Here is a 17,921-nt window from a genome sequence, read left to right as displayed (position 1 = left end):
GTTCACCATAGCTCGCTATGCTTTCACAAATATTCCTTGAAACTAAACATTTATAAGCGATTTGAGCCAGTAATTTTATGTCGAACTCAGGTTAATAACTTTAGTTAAGCGCATTATTTGAGATAACCTCTTTCTGTGGAATTGGGAAGAAGGCATGCTGATCTAATTTAAAATACTGTCTGCCTGCTGCTGCCATTGCCTCTTCTAATTTACCCCATCGGCGTAAATCAAAGAATCGGGCTCCTTCCATTGTAAATTCCATAATACGCTCAAATTCTATCTGTTCGCGCACAGCCTCCTGGTTTAATCCAGTCAATGCCGGCATTTTACCATGAACGGCTCTTACTTCATTGATATAAGTTAATGCAGTCTCTGGTTCATTCAGTTCGTTTAACACCTCAGCATACATCAATAATACATCGGCATAGCGCAGCAAAGGAATATTTACTGATGACTGATTTTCCCAGAATTCACCATTAGCTGGTAAGTACTTTCTAAATGCTACATCACTGTAATCCACACCTGGCACTTGTTCATTTGTCCACTCACCAGCCTGGTACCAGCCACATAATGTATTCCAGGTATATTCGAAGAATGGAGGATTATTTTCATCGTTGTAATATGGATGATCAAAAATTAATGAACCCAATACACGATGATCATAACCACCATCAGTGGCAGTCATGCCTTCCTTGGTCATAATACCAAACAAATTATCAGCAGCACGTATCTCATCCCAGCCACCCAGGTCGCCTACACGCAACCAGCGGTGTGATGGAAACTTATAGTATGCTCCACCGGCAGTTACTGGTGACAGTTGCAGCTCAAACAAACTTTCACTACTGTTTTCATTGGTGCCATCAAACATGCTTGGAAAATCATCTACCAGTTGATAGCTATATTCGCCACCTTCAACAACACTATTAAACAAGGCTTTAGCTTCATTCAAATAGTCTGCTTTGTTATTTGGTTCTTCACCCGATCGGAATAATAAACATTTAGCCGCCATTGCTACCGCTGCTCCTTTAGTCACGCGTCCAATGTTTTCTGCGTTACGACTCACTGGCAACTTCTCGGCAGCGGCTTTAAAATCTGCAATAATATGTTCCCATGCTTCTGTTCTCGGGCTAAGACCTTGTGCGGCGTCCTCAACAGATGTGGCCACTTTATCACGTAAGATGATTTCTTCAAAATTCATCAATAACTTGAAATGATAAAAGCCTCTTAAAAAACGTGCTTCAGCCACCAGTTCTTCTCTAACCTTAGGGTCAATTTTCTCATCTTCCATGGCCCCCACAAAGGTTATCACCTGGTTAGCGAAGTTCACCCCTTTATAATGTCTGTCCCAGTAGGTAGTCACCTGCGTATTACCAAATTCATTTGTAAAGTTGGCAATATCGGTCCAGTTAGGATAATTAGCGGCATCTTTACCATACTGCGTTAAATCACTGCGGTAGTTATCCACTACAAATTTGACTTCGGCAAATGACCAGTACTCAGTGGCACATTCCAATTGCGAATATGCTGCTGCAACAGCACCTTCAGCATCTTCCTGATTACGGTAAAAGTCATCTGTCGTTAAATCATCCGGTGACTCCTGCAACAGCTTGTCTGCATCACAAGCAACCAGCGTGTTAACAAGCAGTAGAGCCAGCGCTATATATTTTATGTAATTTAATTTTTTCATTGTGAAAATTTTAAATGTTAGAAGCTTAATTGAACACCTGTTGTTATCATTCGGGTTTGCGGATATACAGAACGGTCGGTACCTGTATTAAACACATCGCGAGATATCTCAGGATCCAGGCCAGAGTAGTTGGTGATGGTGAATAGATTCTGACCACCAACAAAAACGCGTAGCTTGTCAATTGATACTTTATCCAAAAGCGATTTTGGCAGCGTATAACCAATCTGCAGGTTTTTCAGTTTAAGGTAACCGCCATCTTCCAGATAACGATCTGAAGCCACTTTGGCATTACCATTAGGATCACCTAATACGGCACGAGGCACTGATGTATTAGTATTCTCAGGTGTCCAGGCATCCAAGGTAGATGACAAGTAATTAGAGCCACCCGACATGTTGGACAAATTGTAACCAATACCGTTATAAATCTTATTACCAGCTACACCATACAGTAACATTGAGAAATCAAAGTTTTTATAGTAAGCGCTGAAAGACAATGAGTATTCCACTTTTGGCAAGCCTGTGCCCATATATACTTTATCATCTTCGCCGATGCTACCATCATTGTTAGTATCCACAAAACGAATATCGCCTGGGGCTGCGGCAGCCTGAAGCGGTTTGCCATCGGCATTCACATGAGCATCCACTTCACTTTGATTCTGGAAGATACCATCGGTCTTGTAAAGATAGAAGGCACCAACAGGTGAACCAATGCGTGTTTGGTTAGGGAAGTGTGAATCCCCCAGGAATAGCCCGTAGCCATATATTGACTGATCCGGATTATCCAGGGCCGTCACTTCATTCTTCAGTGTAGATAGTGTTCCAGTGATATCATAGGTAAACGGACGCTTCTGACTATGATAGGACAACTCCAGCTCCAACCCCTGGTTACGCATAGCTGCAGTATTCATAATACGTGCTTCGGATCCGGCTGATGACGCTAGCTGGTAATTCATCAACAAGTCTTTAGTATCATTAATGTAATAGTTGATGGTACCGGTAATGCGATTATTGATAAACCCATAGTCCAGTCCCATGTTTAATGATTCAGCCACCTCCCATTTAAGGGCACTATCCGGGATTTGCTTAGCAGCACTACCCGGCCATGGACTTTGACCATTACCACGCACATAGCCTAAACTGTAATCATTAGCTGTAGTTATTAAAGCCTGCCACATGTATGGATTAAGGTTACCTTCGCTACCCAATTGTCCCCATGAGGCACGTAACTTCAGGTTACTGATAAAACCATTATCCTTCAGGAAGCCCTCTTCGGTTAAACGCCAGCCAATAGCTGCTGATGGGAATGTACCATATTGGTTTTGAGTACCAAATTTCGATGAGCCATCACGACGAACCGATAGCTGAACTAAATATTTACTGGCAAACGAATAGTTTATTCGACCAAATAATGATATACGTGTGTAATTCCAATTACTACCTGAGGCACTGAATTCACCACCAATACCGGCATCAATGGTATTATAGCTATTGTCAACAAAACCAGCAGGATTAGTCACTGTTACCAGACTACCATCTTCCACACTGTGTTCATTAAGGTAACCCAAAGCAGTAGCACCTGTCCAGGCATAATTCTCCTCCTGATAGGCATAACCAAGAACGGCGTCAAAACTGTGCTCATTAATTTGCTTATTAAAAATCAATAAGTTTTCAAGCAATGATTCGGTGTATTTAGCCCTTGATTCGTCCACTGAAGTAAATAAAACCTCGTCTTGCACACGATCCTGGTGAGGCGTTACATGGAAGGTATTATACTCTGAGGATGTTTTATACCCTGCATTGACTTTATATTTTAACCATTTCAACAGATTTAATGTACCTGAAACGTTAGCCGTTACATATTCTTCTTCGTAACCTCCCTGACGGAAATTCTGTCGGGCAATTGGGTTACGGTGATCTGGCATGCCGGCATATGACATTCCATAGCCCCATTCCGATTCCTCGTCGTAAACAGGAATAAGTGGTGAGATTTTATAGGTCTCGGTCATGCTGTAAAAAGGCGTATGCGTTTTCTTACCCGAGTAAGCAAGGTTAGCATCAACATCTAAAATACCTTTTGTCAGGCCAATACGCGCCCGCCAGTTATTTCTTCTAAAGTCAGATCCTATCAGCGTGCCTTTTTCATCCGAAATACCACCTGAAAGGCTGTATGTGATGTTTTCACCACCACCGCTTAATCGTACGTCATGGTTTTGAAGCAAACCAGTTCTAAACACCTGATCTTGCCAATCTGTATCAGCCTTTGGTACAAAGCCATTTGATACATACTCAGGCAGCGCATCGCCAGCATTCTCATACATCATTTTGTGTACAGTGATGTATTCTTCTGCATTTAGCAAGTCGAAGTTATTGATGGAGTTAACCACACTTACATTGGATGTAATATCCACCTTTACTTCACCTTTTTTCCCTTTCTTGGTGGTTACTAAAATGACCCCGTTAGCGGCTCGCGAACCATAGATAGCAGCTGCTGCGCCATCTTTTAGCACTTCCATCGACTCAATATCATTGGGATTAATATCATTCAGATTACCACCAATAAAGCCATCCACCACAATTAATGGTGTATTTCCGCCTAGTGTGCCTACTCCTCTAATCTTGATACTAACGCCCGAACCTCCTGGGGAACCGTCGCCCTTGGTAATATTTACACCTGCTATGCGCCCTTGCAAACCTTCGGCAGGGTTGGCAGCAGCCACTTTATTTAATTCCTCACTTTTTACTTTCGCTACAGCTCCGGTAAGGTCACTTTTCTTCTGCACACCATAACCAACTGCTACCACTTCATCTAAACCAATCGATTCTTCTACAAGCGTGATGTTGATTTGATTACGGCCACTTACTGCAATCGTTTGCGTTTGGAAGCCAATAAATGAGAATACAATACTTTGATTATCCTCTTCAATTTCCAGCTCATATTCACCATCAATATTGGTGATGGTTCCCTGTGTTGTACCTTCTATAAATACATTTACGCCAGGCAAAGGTTCGCCATCAACGCCAATAACACGTCCTCTTACAGTACGTTGCACATCTTGCTCTATTGCCACCTCAGGGTGCTTTTCAAGAATGATGATAACCTGATCATTAATCTTATAAGTCAGTCCTGTGCCTTCAAGGGCTTTATCTAACACCTCAGAGAGTTGTCCGCCCTGCAGGCTATTGGTTATCTGCTTATCAAGGTTGACCTGCTCATCCTGGTAAAAAATTGTGAATGATGATTGTTTTTCGATTTGGTCGAATACATGTTTTAGCGTGTTTTGACCACGTTTCAGGTTAAGCTTTACATTCTGCGAATAGCTTGTTGCAGAGAGCTGAACCATTCCGAAAATCATAAAAACTATTGTTAGTTTCATAATCTTCCAAAGTTTTGGATTTAGACATGACACGACAGGTATCATGTCATTCAATTTTTTTTTCATACTTTTGAGTGATTTACTTTTAAACTTGTTTTAAATTTATCAGACCGGGGTGATGTTGCCGCATCATACCGGTCGTTTTGGTTTATGCTCCTATCTCATAGGCTACTGATTTATGAGTGTTATGTAAATTTTTCCTTCTTTGGTTTTATAATCAATTGGTGTTGTCATTTTTATCACATCCAACACTTGCCATATGCTTTCTTTATTTCTGAACTTGCCAGTAAAGGTGATGTCTACAAAATCATCATCATTTATGATGATATCAACATCATACCATCGTTCTAATCGACTGACTAACTCTTCAAAGCTTGTACTCTGAAAATAAAAGCCTTTTTGGGTCCAGGTGGTTTCGAGCTCAATATCGGCCGGAGCGACAACAAGCTCATTGTTTTCAAAAACTGCTTTCTCGCCAGGTTTTAAAACAATATGGCCATTAGCCGTTCCTCTTTTATTAAGCGCCACACTTCCTTCCACTAATGTTGTTTCTATTCGTTCCAAATCCGGATAGGCCATTACATTAAATTCAGTACCAAGTACCTTAACATCTATCTCGCCAGCTGACACAATAAAAGGATGGGCCGTGTTGTGTTTCACTTTAAAATACCCTTCACCTGTCAATTCGACTTTTCGTACATCGCTATTAAATTGGGAGGGATATACTAACTCTGAACCAGAGTTGAGTCTAACAGTGGTACCATCGGCCAATATCACTGTGCTTTGCGAACCATTTGGCACAACCACTTTGGCCATTGCTGGTTCAACAGGGGGCTTTTGAGGGATTTTAAATACGGTGTAAGTGGCAACGGCAACAAGCACCGCAACGGCAGCTATTTTAATCGTTTCGATTATCCACCGTGGCAGCTTTTTATTTGCATCAACCTGCTTATTCAGTTGCTTCCAGGCATTAGCGGTATCGGGAGAAAGGATACCTGCAGCATCCCAGGTATCTTTTATTTGATAGAAATGCGTCTTATTCTCTGCCGAAGCCTTCAACCAACCATGCAAAACTGCCAACTCTTGTTCTGTAGCTGTTTTATCAAGGCTTCGAATTATTATGGTCTCTATATCGTTTAATTCTTTCATTCGTCTGTCTTCTGAACTAATGACAAATGAATTTCAGAAACTACGTCAACTATTTCAAAAAAAATTGCAAATAATTACACTGCCCTTTTTACTAGCTCCTTCAATTTACTAATACAGCGATAGATACGTGTTTCTATTGTACGGACAGGCACATCGAGTTTTTGGGCAATTTCTTTGTTTTTCAGGCCCTGGAACCGACTCAAATCAATGACCTCATAGCATCCTTTGGGCAATTCATTCAACATGCTGCGTATGGACTCCAGCCGCTCTTCCTGCAACAAACTCTTTTCATCTTTGTAGTAGTCCATTTCCATTTCCATCAAATCTGTATAAATAGAATCATGGTGCCTGGCTCGCAGCTTAAGCTGCTCAATGTGATTTAAGGATAAATTATAAACCACCTTGTATAAATACGCTTTTAAGGAAATGTTGGCTAAAATGTGACGTCTTCCCTCCCAAAGCTTTACAAACGCCTCCTGCACAATATCAGATGCTACATCGGTGCGCTGAACAAATTTATAGGCATAGCGCACCAAATCGGCATGATGTGTATTAAAGAATTGCTCGAATTCCTTTTTTGTTTGTATCTGCTTTGTTTCCTGCATGAAATTAATTCTTTGGCACCCCTTTCTCTTCCGGGAATCGTTCCTGGTACTCTTTCCAAAACAGCTTTACATCTGTTTTCATCTCTTTATGCAAAACTAATAAACCAAACAAGTTTGGAATAGTCATCAAAGCAATTGTTATCCCCGAAAGCGTCCAGATAATGGTCGTATCGACAAAAGAAGCTATAAAAAATCCAATAACATAAATAAAATGATACCAGATAACATACTTTGAGCCCCACAGGTAAGTGACTGCTCTATCGCCATAATATGACCAGGAGATAGCCGTAGAAAATGCGAATAACAATAATCCTATTGAGACAATGTATTTACCAAAATCGCCAAACCAGCTTTTTGTAAAGGCCACTGCTGTTAGTGGCGCACTATGAATTAATGACTTACCCTCAATGACAATTTTATTATTGCCTGAGTGCGAAAACTGAGATTTAATCCTTTCAAACAGAGTCATCTTCTGATCTTTCACAACAACATCACCATTATCAACCTGCAGCTTTCCGTTGTAAAGTTTTCCTCCTTGCTTAACAATCACCTCTTCTGCAAGCGAACGTGCATGAATAAAAATAACAGGAGAACCCACCTTACCATCCTTGATGGTTAGCTGACCGTCAAATAGTGGTAGTGGCGCTTCGCCATTGATGTGCGCTGCCAACTGCTGACGTCCCTCTTCTGTTTGATCACTAACGGCAATGGTATTAACCACTTGTAAATCGGCCAACTGAAAACGGTTATCCTGTTTGTCTTTCCAAACACCAGAAGACAATAATACAAAACCTGTCAGCGTACAAATAATAATGGTATCAATAAAAGGCTCAAGCAATGCCACAAGGCCTTCAGAAACGGGCTCATGGGCTTTGGCAGCAGCGTGGGCAATAGGTGCTGATCCCTGACCAGCTTCATTGGAAAATAAACCGCGGTTAACCCCCCGATTAAACGCAAATGCAATGGTGGCACCTAAGAAGCCTCCGGTAGCCGATGAGCCTGTAAAAATATCTCCCACTATCGCCTGTAATGAAGGCCAAATATTTTGATAATTAAAAATAATAACTGCCATTGCACCTATGAAATAGATGAGTGCCATGGCAGGCACCAACCTTGATGTAACTTTGGCAATGCGCTTTATGCCACCAATAATTACAAACCCAAGCAGTATAGCCAATACCAATCCGGTAATCATATGCGGAATACCAAATGTTGAAAATAATGAATTGGAGATACTATTAATTTGAGGTAAGCTACCGGTACCAAATGATGAGAGAATGGTAGCCAATGCAAAAATGGCTGCAATCCAATAGCCTGTTTTTATGGTTTTACCGGAAGACGTTTTAACATTTAATCGCTTTTGCATAAAATACATCGGTCCACCAGCAATAGATCCGTCCGCAGCTTTTTCACGGTATTTATGAGATAGGGTTACTTCAACAAACTTTGTGGTCATACCAAACATTGCAGTCACAAGCATCCAGAAGAGAGCTGCCGGGCCACCCAAGTGCACGGCGAACGCTACACCGGCTATATTACCAGTACCAACAGTTCCTGATAATGCGGTTGTTAATGCCTGAAAATGGGATGTATCACCTTCATCATCATCCTTGTCAAATTTACCCTGAACAATGCGAATAGCGTATTTGAAATATCTTATTTGAGGAAATTTAAGGTAGATAGTAAAAAAGATACCGGTGCCAAGCAGCAGCAATACAAACCAGAGGTGGCTACCGATATACGAATCAATCAATAGCAATAAATCATTTAATGCCTGCATAGATTTTGTAATAAAAATTAATGTTTTTGTAGATTTTCATAGCAAATATTGGGTTTGAGTATGATAAAACCAAATTTTTTTGAAAAGTAGCGAGCAAAAACCTTTTCATATTAGTGACGTAAAAACCTTTAGCTCATTTGGTACTTGGGGAATCTAAAAAATCCGTTATTTTTGTTTATCTAACATAGAAATATGCAAAAACCTAACTCCGAACAATTTGTTAAACTCTTTAGAGAAGATGCTGTATGGGGCGAACATGAAGTTATTAAGTTCAGGTGGATTCTCATAGGCGTCATCCTGGTCTTTATTGGTTATATTTACTATTCAGGTGATACAGACCGCGCTTTAACCTCATTACTTCTGGCCTCTATTTATATCTTATACAATGCGGTACTCAATATCCTGCTGCGCAAATACGGAAGTGCGACATGGATACGTTTCTTATCTTCCACCATTGACGTGAGCATTCTATCCATTCATGTTTTTAATTATTCGTTTCTATTTAAACCCATTGCAGTTACAACAGCTGCCTCAACGTTTTTGTACCCAGTTTTAATCCTCCTGTCCGTTTTAAGGTACGACAAGCGTCTGGTTGTATTTACCACAGTTTATTCGGTGATTTGCTTTAATACCATATATCTGATACGATACCCATATATTGAACCCGAATTGCTGGAAAAAGTGGCATCAGCTAACTGGGCAGGGCAAATTTACAAGAGTGCTTATTTTTTGGTGATGGGATACTTCTTATACAGCATCCCTAAGATGATCAACCGATTGAATGAAAAGCATTTAATCACATTTAATTTACGCAAGAGCTCCGAGCTTAACCTGGCACTCGAGAAGCAAAAAAATGAACTGGCTACTATTCAACTCCGCAAAGAGAAGCGCCTAAATAAGCAATTAGCCGACCAAAAAGCATTGATTGAGCAACAGAAGGAAGAATTACAGCAAGCTAACGTCACTAAAGACAAATTATTCAGTATTATAGGTCACGATTTAAAGTCGCCTTTTGCGGCACAAACCTCTATTATCGAGCTGATACTTGCCGACTATAAGCATTATGAGAAGGAAGATATAAAGGAAATATTAAAAACCATTCAGCACTCGGCCCACCAGGGTTTAGACTTACTGGGTAATTTACTGGATTGGTCAAAACAACAAAATAACCTGATTAAACAGCAGGTTGCTCCTGTTCGATTAGCTTCCCTGGTCCAGGAAGCGCAGGCACTGCTGGCACATAACTTGGCACATAAACAGATTTTATTAATAAACGACGTTGATCCAAAGGCAACGGTCTGCGCTGACAGCAATATGATCAAAACCGTTCTGCGTAACATCATTTCCAATGCGATAAAGTACACCAATAACGAAGGAAAAATCAGTATATCCACAGATACTGATGAACACAATGATTTCCTGAAGATAAGTGATACAGGAATTGGCATGACAGAAGAGCAAATCAATCGCCTGTTCAACATTGAAAATAACATATCCACTCCTGGTACCAATAATGAACCTGGCACAGGGCTTGGCCTGCTGCTGTGCAAAGAATTGGCAGAAAGAAACAATGCAAAAATATTGGTTGAAAGTCAGATAGGTAAAGGAAGTACATTTACGATTGTTTTTCCGAAAATGGATACGGTTAAACAACTTGAAAATAAGCAATAAAGAAAGGCTATCATTTGATGATAGCCTTTTTACTTTAATATTGTTTAGCTGATATTAAATATGTATCACTTCGTCATAAGCGGCAGCTGCAGCTTCCATCACTGCTTCGGACATGGTTGGGTGTGGATGCACCGCTTTAATGATTTCATGTCCCGTAGTTTCCAGTTTGCGAGCTGTAACTAGTTCGGCAATCATCTCAGTTACATTAGCACCAATCAGGTGTGCGCCCAGCAACTCACCATATTTAGCATCAAAAATTAGTTTTACAAAGCCATCTTTGTGACCTGCCGCACTTGCCTTGCCCGATGCCGAGAAGGGGAATTTACCCACTTTAAGCTCATACCCGGCTTCTTTGGCAGCTTTCTCTGTCATTCCTACCGATGCTACTTCAGGAGATGTATATGTACAACCAGGAATATTACCATAATCCAAAGGTTCTGGTGAATGACCTGCAATTTTCTCAACACAAATAATGCCTTCGGCCGAAGCTACGTGAGCTAAAGCCTGCCCGGGAACAATATCACCGATGGCATAAACACCTGGAACTGTTGTTTGGTAGAACTCATCTACTTTTACACGACCATTCTCTACCTGTACACCTACTTCTTCAAGTCCAAGATTTTCGAGGTTTGGTGAGATACCAACAGCAGACAATACGATATCTGCTTCATGGTTTTCTTCACCTTTCTTAGTTTTAATCACCACTTTCACCTTATCGCCCGAAGTATCCACCTGAGTTACTTCTGCACCAGTCATCACTTTAATACCAGCCTTTTTGAACGAACGTCCTAACTGCTTAGATACTTCTTCGTCTTCAACCGGAACAATATTTGGCATGTATTCAACCAATGTTACTTTTGTACCAATTGCATTGTAGAAATAGGCAAACTCGCTACCAATAGCACCTGAACCAACTACAATCATTGACTCTGGCTGCTTATCCAGAGTAAGTGCTTTGCGGTAACCAATCACCTTTTCACCATCCTGGGGAAGATTTGGTAACTGACGGCTACGTGCTCCTGTAGCCAATAAAATATGCTCGGCTGTGTAAATTGACTTTTCACCGGCATCATTTGTTACTTCCACCTGCTTATTCCCCTTTAATTTCCCGGTACCCTGAATCACTTCAATTTTATTCTTCTTGAATAAATACTGAATTCCTTTACTCATGCCATCGGCCACACCACGGCTACGCTTAACCATTGCTTCAAAATCAGCATTGGCCTCACCACTGATCGTAACCCCATATTCTTCAGCATGCTTCAGGTACTCAAATACATTGGCACTTTTTAATAGGGATTTGGTAGGAATACAGCCCCAGTTAAGACAAATTCCACCCAACTCTGAGCGCTCAACAACAGCTACTTTTAAACCTAATTGTGATGCTCTGATTGCTGCAACGTATCCACCCGGACCACTACCTATAACTAATAAATCGTAATTCATTTTTATTTTGTTTTATTCTTATTTAGACAAATTTCAAATAGCAAATGTATAAAAAAACCAATGTCTTCAAAATGACACATCAATTACTTAAACAAAATTAGAGTCAGAGAGTTTGAAATAAAACGACAAATATCAAGTATTATAACAAAAAAGGAGGCTTAGCAGCCTCCTTAGTTATTTATTATTAACAAATTATATTAGTTCAATAGTTCGGCTACTTTAGCGCGTAATTCATCGCCTCTTAAGTTTTTAGCAATGATTTTACCATCTTTATCCAGTAATACCGTGTGAGGAATACCTGATACGGCATATAATTTAGCAGCCTCATTCCCCCACCCTTTCAGGTCAGAAACATGATTCCAGGTTAACTTATCATCTTCAATGGCTTTTAACCATGCATCTTCTTTTTGATCTAATGATACACCTAAGATGTCAAATCCTTTATCCTTAAATTCGGCATAAAGTTCTACCACATGAGGATTCTCACGACGACAAGGTCCACACCAGCTAGCCCAGAAGTCAACCAACAGATATTTACCTTTGAATGAAGATAACGAAACAGGATTGCCTTCAGGATCGTTCATTGTAAAGTCCGGTGCCATTTTACCAACCGCAACGGCTTCCAGCTTAGCAATTTTTTCACTCAATGAAATGTAATAAGTTGAGTTAGCCAAAGATGCATCCAGCATTGCCAAACCTTCTTTCATTTCTTCAATAGCACCGTAACCGTAAACATTAGAAATAATAAAGGCAGAAGCAGGTGACGCAGGATTAGCCTTAACCACATCAAGTTGTGCAGTCTCAAATTTCTCCTGGTTAGCCTGATACTCTTCATAAATGACACGCTGCTTAGCTGTATCACCAGCTTGTCCAGCTTCGCCATATGCTTTTTTCAGTTCATCACTTTTGGCATTTATTTCTGCTGACATGTCGCTAACCGACTTGTACACATTAAATACAGCACCACCAGTTACTTCAGCGTCTTTTATAGCATCCAGAGAGCCATTAATGGTATAGTCAACATTTTCTGCAAAAAAGTTAACGGTATTACGTGTACCTGCTTCACCAACCATTACAAAAACGGGCTCGGTCAATTCTGTTGAGTAGTTTACTACACCGTCAGTAATAGTCAATGTATCTTTTACATTAACACCATCCTTGTCATACACACTGATGGTTACCACCTTATCGGCAGCACCGTCAATTTTACCGCTTAATTTAAATGCAGGAGCTTGCGGCTGACACGATGCTAAAACAGCAATTACAGTAACCGCAACAAATAATAGATTTTTCATTTGATGAATGTTTATGCCCTTCAAATTTTAAAACAAAGGGCAGGGTTGTTTTTATAAGTTGAACAAATATAATTGTGAGATAGTACATATCAAAATATGCCAAATAAAAAGCCACCTCTAATAGAGGTGGCTTAGGTATACTTTTCTAGGGTATATTAGTTCATTAATTCAGCCAATTTAGCTTCTAAAGCCTCCCCTCTTAGGTTCTTAGCGATAATTTTTCCTTCTTTATCGAGCAGGAATGTGCTGGGAATACTTTGAATACCATAAATCTCAGCAACACCTGATGCCTCATCTGCATTAACTTGAGTCCAAGTTAAACCATCTTCTTCAATGGCTTTTTTCCATGCTTCCAAGTCTCTGTCAACAGATACACTTACTACATCAAATCCTTTGCTGTTATAGTCATTGTAAGCTTTTACCACGTTAGGATTCTCCATGCGACAAGGCTTACACCAGCTGGCCCAAAAATCAACCAAAACATATTTACCTCTAAAATCGCTTAGAGATACCTCTTCGCCTTTATCGCTTTTTAATGTAAAATCGGGAGCAACAGCACCTTCAGCAGTGGCAGCCTGAGCTTTTTCAAACTCTTCTAATGGCTCCAACAGTTCTTTCACTTCTGTCAAATAAATATGACCAGCCATAGCCGGTTCAAACTTAGCAATTAACTCACGTAACTCTTCCAGGTCTAATGAAGGAGCCATTTGCGCAGCAATAAACAAGCCGCATGCATTATTAGTGTTTTCATCAACAAAGTTCTTAAAGTAAGCACGCTGATCTTCCAGAATTGACTCCATCTCTTCTTGCAGAATCTTTATCTTATCCTGATCCTGACTCATGTATGCCATCTGATATTCTTGCTGCAGCTGCTGTGTGCGCTCATGCCCTGGCACTTCATCATTAAACTGCATAAATAAATCAGTCATCTCAGATCCTGTCACCTCAATGTCCGCTAATTTATCAACGTTACCAGTGATTGAAATTTTACTGTTAGAAACAAAGAAAACTGCTGGCTGCTGCTTTCCATCGATAACAGCAAAATACAATTCGGGTGCTTCCACACTTCCGGTGAAAGTAAACACCCCATTTACCATCTCAACTGTATCCACATCAACAGGTTGACCTTTTCTTAGCTTCTTAAGAATAACTCTTTCTGATGTAGCACCTTCGAGTGTTCCGGTTACTTCATACGATTTTGGCTGGCAACCAACCAGCAACGCAACACCAAAGATTGCTAACAAAACATTTTTCATATATATTCAATTTAATTTCGTGTCTTATATCATCACAATGTATAGCAGTGCAAAGAAAGCATTTATTCATCAACCACTGAAATTCATAGCCGATTCATGCGCATTTATTCGCTTATCAAACACAACTAACAGGCTTATTTTCGCTCAAAGTATGTATCTAATAAATCTTTAGCAGCCATAAAGGAGCTTTTCTCATCATTAAGCACCTGTTCTTCATTGGTTAGTAATGCCTGCTTAATTAACGGATGATGGTAAAAATTATTTCTCAATTGCTCGTTTATACTTTCATACATCCAATATTTGGCCTGTGAGCGACGATTTGAATTAAAATAGCCGTTCTTCCGAGTAAGAGCAACATACTCCAACACCATATCCCAGATCTTATCCACGTCTTTGTGGTATAACGACGAGCAGGTTTTAACTTCTGGCGTCCAGCCCGACTTGGTTGGTGGAAACAAATGCAGAGCACTCCGGTATTCGGCTTGCGCTAATTTGGCTCGCTCAACATTTTGTCCATCAGCTTTATTAATGGTAATCGCATCGGCCATTTCCATTATTCCTCGTTTGATACCCTGAAGTTCATCACCGGCACCTGCCAGCATTAGTAGTAAGAAGAAATCAACCATTGAATGAACCGCTGTTTCTGACTGTCCTACGCCAACCGTTTCGATAAAAATGGTATCAAAACCGGCTGCTTCACATAAAATGATTGTTTCACGCGTCTTGCGGGCAACACCTCCCAACGAACCTGCCGAAGGTGATGGACGGATATAGGCATTTTCTTCACCCGATAACTTTTCCATACGCGTTTTATCGCCCAATATACTGCCCTTTGAACGCTCGCTGGACGGATCAATTGCCAGCACAGCTAACTTCCCGCCATTACGTATAATGTGCATTCCCATCGATTCGATAAACGTACTTTTTCCGGCACCAGGCACTCCAGTAATGCCCAGTCGAATGCTTTTACCGGCATATGGCAAACAACGTTCAATAATCTGCTGCGCTACTTGTTGATGGTCTGGCAATGAGCTCTCAACCATTGTAACTGCCCTGCTTAATATGGTAATATTTCCTTCCAGAATACCTTTAACATACTCATCCACCGACAACTGCCGCTTACGCTTAATAATGCGTTTGCTGGCATTGGGGTTAATTGATGGAGCATCTTCCACACCTTTATTCACTTTCAAACCTTTGTAAGAGGGGTCGTTTTCTATATGATGATGGTCGTCCTTAGTCGTCATTCAAATAATTATATAATAAAGAAAAGGAGAGTTAAACACTGCTAACTCTCCATTCTTTAGGTTCAAATATTGTTTATTCCATTGTTACATTACCTGTAATCAATAAGGTAATTGAAGTATTTTTAGGATCATTTGATACAATGCGAACAGTTTTTGTTTGTCGTCCGTTTTTACCCCTTGAATTAAATTCAGCGGCAATCATAGTCGTTTCGCCAGGAGCAAGAATTGTTTTAACCGGTTTAATAGCCGTACAACCACATGAAGCTTTTACCTTTCTGATGATTAACTCACTTTTACCTGTATTCTTGACTTCAAACTCGTGTTTCACCACATCGCCTTGTTTAATTTCACCGAAATTCCAGTTTTTCTCAGCAAATGTAGCAACAGGTGCATTTTGCATCTTTTCAGCATCCCAGGCAGAAAAGTCTTCTTCAATAGACGCACTTACTGTCAGTCGATTACTATAGTTACGAACATCATTAAAAATGATAAAAATATTATCAGTAACAAAGCCCCAGTCATTCTTGGTTTTGGCGTCATATGACGCTGTAATGACTGCTGCTTTACCTGGTTCCACCACCTCGGGGATACACTTGATCTTTATGTGCGGCGGCACATTCAGAAAACCAATTTTAACCGGTTTATCCGAAGTACTGATAATTTTGATGCTTTCATCTTTTACCTGTTCAGGGGTCATTTTGGTGAAAGCCAGATGCGATGTTTCCAAACGGATTTCCTGCATATTACGCGGGTATATATCCTCAACAGTCATTTCGCGAGGCAACACCTTACCATTGATACGCAATACTATTGTTGCATTCTGGGCATTAGATGTTACTGTTATAGTCTTATTAAAATTACCCGGACGATTACGCGGATCAAAAATAGCCTTTACAAAGCCCTCACCTCCTGGCGGTATTGGTTGCCTGGTCCATTGCGGCGTTGTACATCCACAAGAGGCTTTTACATTATGAATTACTAATGGCTGCCCGCCAGTGTTTTTAAATTTGAATTCATACGTTTTGGTACCGCCATCTTCTTTAACTTCTCCAAAGTCATGTATAACTTTATCAAAGGCGAGATTTGGTTTTGAGTGTTGTGCATTTCCTGAGAACAAGCATGTGCTTATTAGCACTGTTAATACGATTAACTTCTTCATCTTTAGTTTGAGTTTTTATTAGATTACAAAGTTGTATTTGATATACCTTCATTTGATACGCAAAAGCAACAGCGGTGTTACAATCCACTGCTTCACTCCCGCGAAAGTCACACAAATCTATAAATAATTATATTGTTTTGGTGAGAAATAGTACATTTTAACAAGCCTTTAATACTCTGCATTTTTTCTTTCGTTAACTATCAAACTTTTATCATCACCCACTTTATACTCCGCCTGAAAGGTACAATGCTGTATACCAAAACTTGATTGAATATACTCCCTAACTTTAATTATCAGTAAATTTGACTGACTAACCGTTACATCTTCTGATAAATCCAAATGAGCTTCCAAATGTAACTCAGAATCATTCAGTTGCCATACATGCACATGGTGCATATTTACAATACCTTCTAGTTTACTAACCCCTTTCGACATTTCTTCTATGTTTATTGATGGGGGTGTAAACTGCATCAAAACGCGCATGGTTTTTACCAGCAATTTCCAACTGGCTAGAATCAAATAAATTGCAATCACAATAGATAAAAGCGCATCTATCCAGGTCAGTTGAAAGTAATACATCAGTATACCGCCAGCAAGAACAGCTATAGACGAAAGCATATCAGAAAACAGATGCAAATAGGCAGACCGCATGTTCATGTTGTTTTCTGAGTGCTTTTTAACTAATAGCACACTTAATCCATTAGCCACAATGCTAAATCCGGCCAACCATGCAACTAATTCACCATTTACTGTTGTTTCTGCTGGTGTAATAAGGCGCTCAATCGCTTCATATATCAAATAACCAGAGATAACTAGAAGAGTGGCTGCATTGATAAAAGCCGCCATGATTTCAGCACGTTTATACCCATATGACTTTTCCGGCGAATAGTCACGTAAACTTAATTTGTTGGCGATGTAACTTATCACTAATGCCATTACATCTGAAAAGTTGTGCAATGCGTCTGTTAGTAATGATAAACTATGACTTACCAGTGCGCCAATGAGCTGCACTACTGTAATAGCTACATTTAAAGCAATTGTAATTATAAGGCTTTTACCCTTTGAATCATGATGATGATGCTCTCCCATTATTTATGGTTTTTAAATGGTTAATTACAAAGTTAACAGATTCATTAGCATAATAGACTTGTTAACAATTTTGACTTGCAAGCTGTTTTAATACGTTTCAATACGCTTTTTCTAGCTTATGAAATAAATTCAATTATTTTTGTTTGGTTTATTTTCGAAACCA

Annotated in this window: 12 protein-coding genes; 1 reads left to right on the top strand and 11 read right to left on the bottom strand. The window is 40.0% G+C overall.

What is annotated here, in order from left to right; all coding sequences use genetic code 11:
- Positions 1-100: 100 nt before the first annotated feature.
- The 5 genes from KDU71_RS11700 to KDU71_RS11680 all read right to left on the bottom strand — a co-directional run bounded on the left by KDU71_RS11700 (position 101) and on the right by KDU71_RS11680 (position 8,595).
- The gene (locus KDU71_RS11700) at positions 101-1,687 is read right to left on the bottom strand and encodes a RagB/SusD family nutrient uptake outer membrane protein (protein WP_212191124.1); all 1,587 of its coding nucleotides are present in this window, start codon (positions 1,685-1,687) and stop codon (positions 101-103) included.
- A 17-nt stretch (positions 1,688-1,704) separates the two neighbouring features.
- Positions 1,705-5,061, bottom strand: coding sequence for a TonB-dependent receptor (locus tag KDU71_RS11695; RefSeq protein WP_212191123.1), 3,357 nt, complete (start codon positions 5,059-5,061; stop codon positions 1,705-1,707).
- Between the two features lie 168 nt (positions 5,062-5,229).
- The gene (locus KDU71_RS11690; protein ID WP_212191121.1) at positions 5,230-6,210 is read right to left on the bottom strand and encodes a FecR family protein; all 981 of its coding nucleotides are present in this window, start codon (positions 6,208-6,210) and stop codon (positions 5,230-5,232) included.
- A 74-nt stretch (positions 6,211-6,284) separates the two neighbouring features.
- Entirely contained in the window at positions 6,285-6,815 is a 531-nt protein-coding gene (locus KDU71_RS11685; RefSeq protein WP_212191119.1) for an RNA polymerase sigma factor, read from the bottom strand.
- 4 nt (positions 6,816-6,819) lie between these two features.
- Complete coding sequence (locus KDU71_RS11680) at positions 6,820-8,595, bottom strand: alanine/glycine:cation symporter family protein (protein WP_212191117.1); 1,776 nt, start codon at positions 8,593-8,595, stop codon at positions 6,820-6,822.
- A gap of 192 nt (positions 8,596-8,787) precedes the next feature.
- Between KDU71_RS11680 and KDU71_RS11675 the strand changes: the two genes are divergently transcribed.
- Entirely contained in the window at positions 8,788-10,266 is a 1,479-nt protein-coding gene (locus KDU71_RS11675) for a sensor histidine kinase (RefSeq protein ID WP_212191115.1), read from the top strand.
- A 54-nt stretch (positions 10,267-10,320) separates the two neighbouring features.
- On the opposite strand, the gene lpdA is transcribed toward KDU71_RS11675, so the two are convergent.
- The 6 genes from lpdA to KDU71_RS11645 form a co-directional block, all read right to left on the bottom strand.
- A complete protein-coding gene (gene lpdA, locus KDU71_RS11670; protein ID WP_212191113.1) occupies positions 10,321-11,712 on the bottom strand; it encodes a dihydrolipoyl dehydrogenase in 1,392 nt (463 codons plus the stop codon).
- 197 nt (positions 11,713-11,909) lie between these two features.
- Positions 11,910-13,007, bottom strand: coding sequence for a TlpA disulfide reductase family protein (locus tag KDU71_RS11665; RefSeq protein ID WP_212191111.1), 1,098 nt, complete (start codon positions 13,005-13,007; stop codon positions 11,910-11,912).
- A gap of 155 nt (positions 13,008-13,162) precedes the next feature.
- Entirely contained in the window at positions 13,163-14,263 is a 1,101-nt protein-coding gene (locus tag KDU71_RS11660) for a TlpA disulfide reductase family protein (protein WP_212191109.1), read from the bottom strand.
- Between the two features lie 134 nt (positions 14,264-14,397).
- A complete protein-coding gene (meaB, locus tag KDU71_RS11655) occupies positions 14,398-15,510 on the bottom strand; it encodes a methylmalonyl Co-A mutase-associated GTPase MeaB (RefSeq protein WP_212191107.1) in 1,113 nt (370 codons plus the stop codon).
- 73 nt (positions 15,511-15,583) lie between these two features.
- A complete protein-coding gene (locus KDU71_RS11650) occupies positions 15,584-16,669 on the bottom strand; it encodes a DUF1573 domain-containing protein (RefSeq protein ID WP_212191106.1) in 1,086 nt (361 codons plus the stop codon).
- A gap of 168 nt (positions 16,670-16,837) precedes the next feature.
- A complete protein-coding gene (locus KDU71_RS11645; RefSeq protein ID WP_212191104.1) occupies positions 16,838-17,758 on the bottom strand; it encodes a cation diffusion facilitator family transporter in 921 nt (306 codons plus the stop codon).
- Positions 17,759-17,921: the final 163 nt, after the last annotated feature.

The organism is Carboxylicivirga sediminis (assembly GCF_018156225.1).
Lineage (GTDB): Bacteria > Bacteroidota > Bacteroidia > Bacteroidales > Marinilabiliaceae > Carboxylicivirga > Carboxylicivirga sediminis.
This window is presented reverse-complemented; position numbering and strand designations above follow the sequence as displayed.

Excerpts from the sequence above, each read along its gene's own strand:
- KDU71_RS11700 (WP_212191124.1), bottom strand. The coding sequence starts at position 1,687 with ATGAAAAAATTAAATTACATAAAATATATAGCGCTGGCTCTACTGCTT.
- KDU71_RS11695 (WP_212191123.1), bottom strand. The coding sequence starts at position 5,061 with ATGAAACTAACAATAGTTTTTATGATTTTCGGAATGGTTCAGCTCTCT.
- KDU71_RS11690 (WP_212191121.1), bottom strand. The coding sequence starts at position 6,210 with ATGAAAGAATTAAACGATATAGAGACCATAATAATTCGAAGCCTTGAT.
- KDU71_RS11685 (WP_212191119.1), bottom strand. The coding sequence starts at position 6,815 with ATGCAGGAAACAAAGCAGATACAAACAAAAAAGGAATTCGAGCAATTC.
- KDU71_RS11680 (WP_212191117.1), bottom strand. The coding sequence starts at position 8,595 with ATGCAGGCATTAAATGATTTATTGCTATTGATTGATTCGTATATCGGT.
- KDU71_RS11675 (WP_212191115.1), top strand. The coding sequence starts at position 8,788 with ATGCAAAAACCTAACTCCGAACAATTTGTTAAACTCTTTAGAGAAGAT.
- lpdA (WP_212191113.1), bottom strand. The coding sequence starts at position 11,712 with ATGAATTACGATTTATTAGTTATAGGTAGTGGTCCGGGTGGATACGTT.
- KDU71_RS11665 (WP_212191111.1), bottom strand. The coding sequence starts at position 13,007 with ATGAAAAATCTATTATTTGTTGCGGTTACTGTAATTGCTGTTTTAGCA.
- KDU71_RS11660 (WP_212191109.1), bottom strand. The coding sequence starts at position 14,263 with ATGAAAAATGTTTTGTTAGCAATCTTTGGTGTTGCGTTGCTGGTTGGT.
- meaB (WP_212191107.1), bottom strand. The coding sequence starts at position 15,510 with ATGACGACTAAGGACGACCATCATCATATAGAAAACGACCCCTCTTAC.
- KDU71_RS11650 (WP_212191106.1), bottom strand. The coding sequence starts at position 16,669 with ATGAAGAAGTTAATCGTATTAACAGTGCTAATAAGCACATGCTTGTTC.
- KDU71_RS11645 (WP_212191104.1), bottom strand. The coding sequence starts at position 17,758 with ATGGGAGAGCATCATCATCATGATTCAAAGGGTAAAAGCCTTATAATT.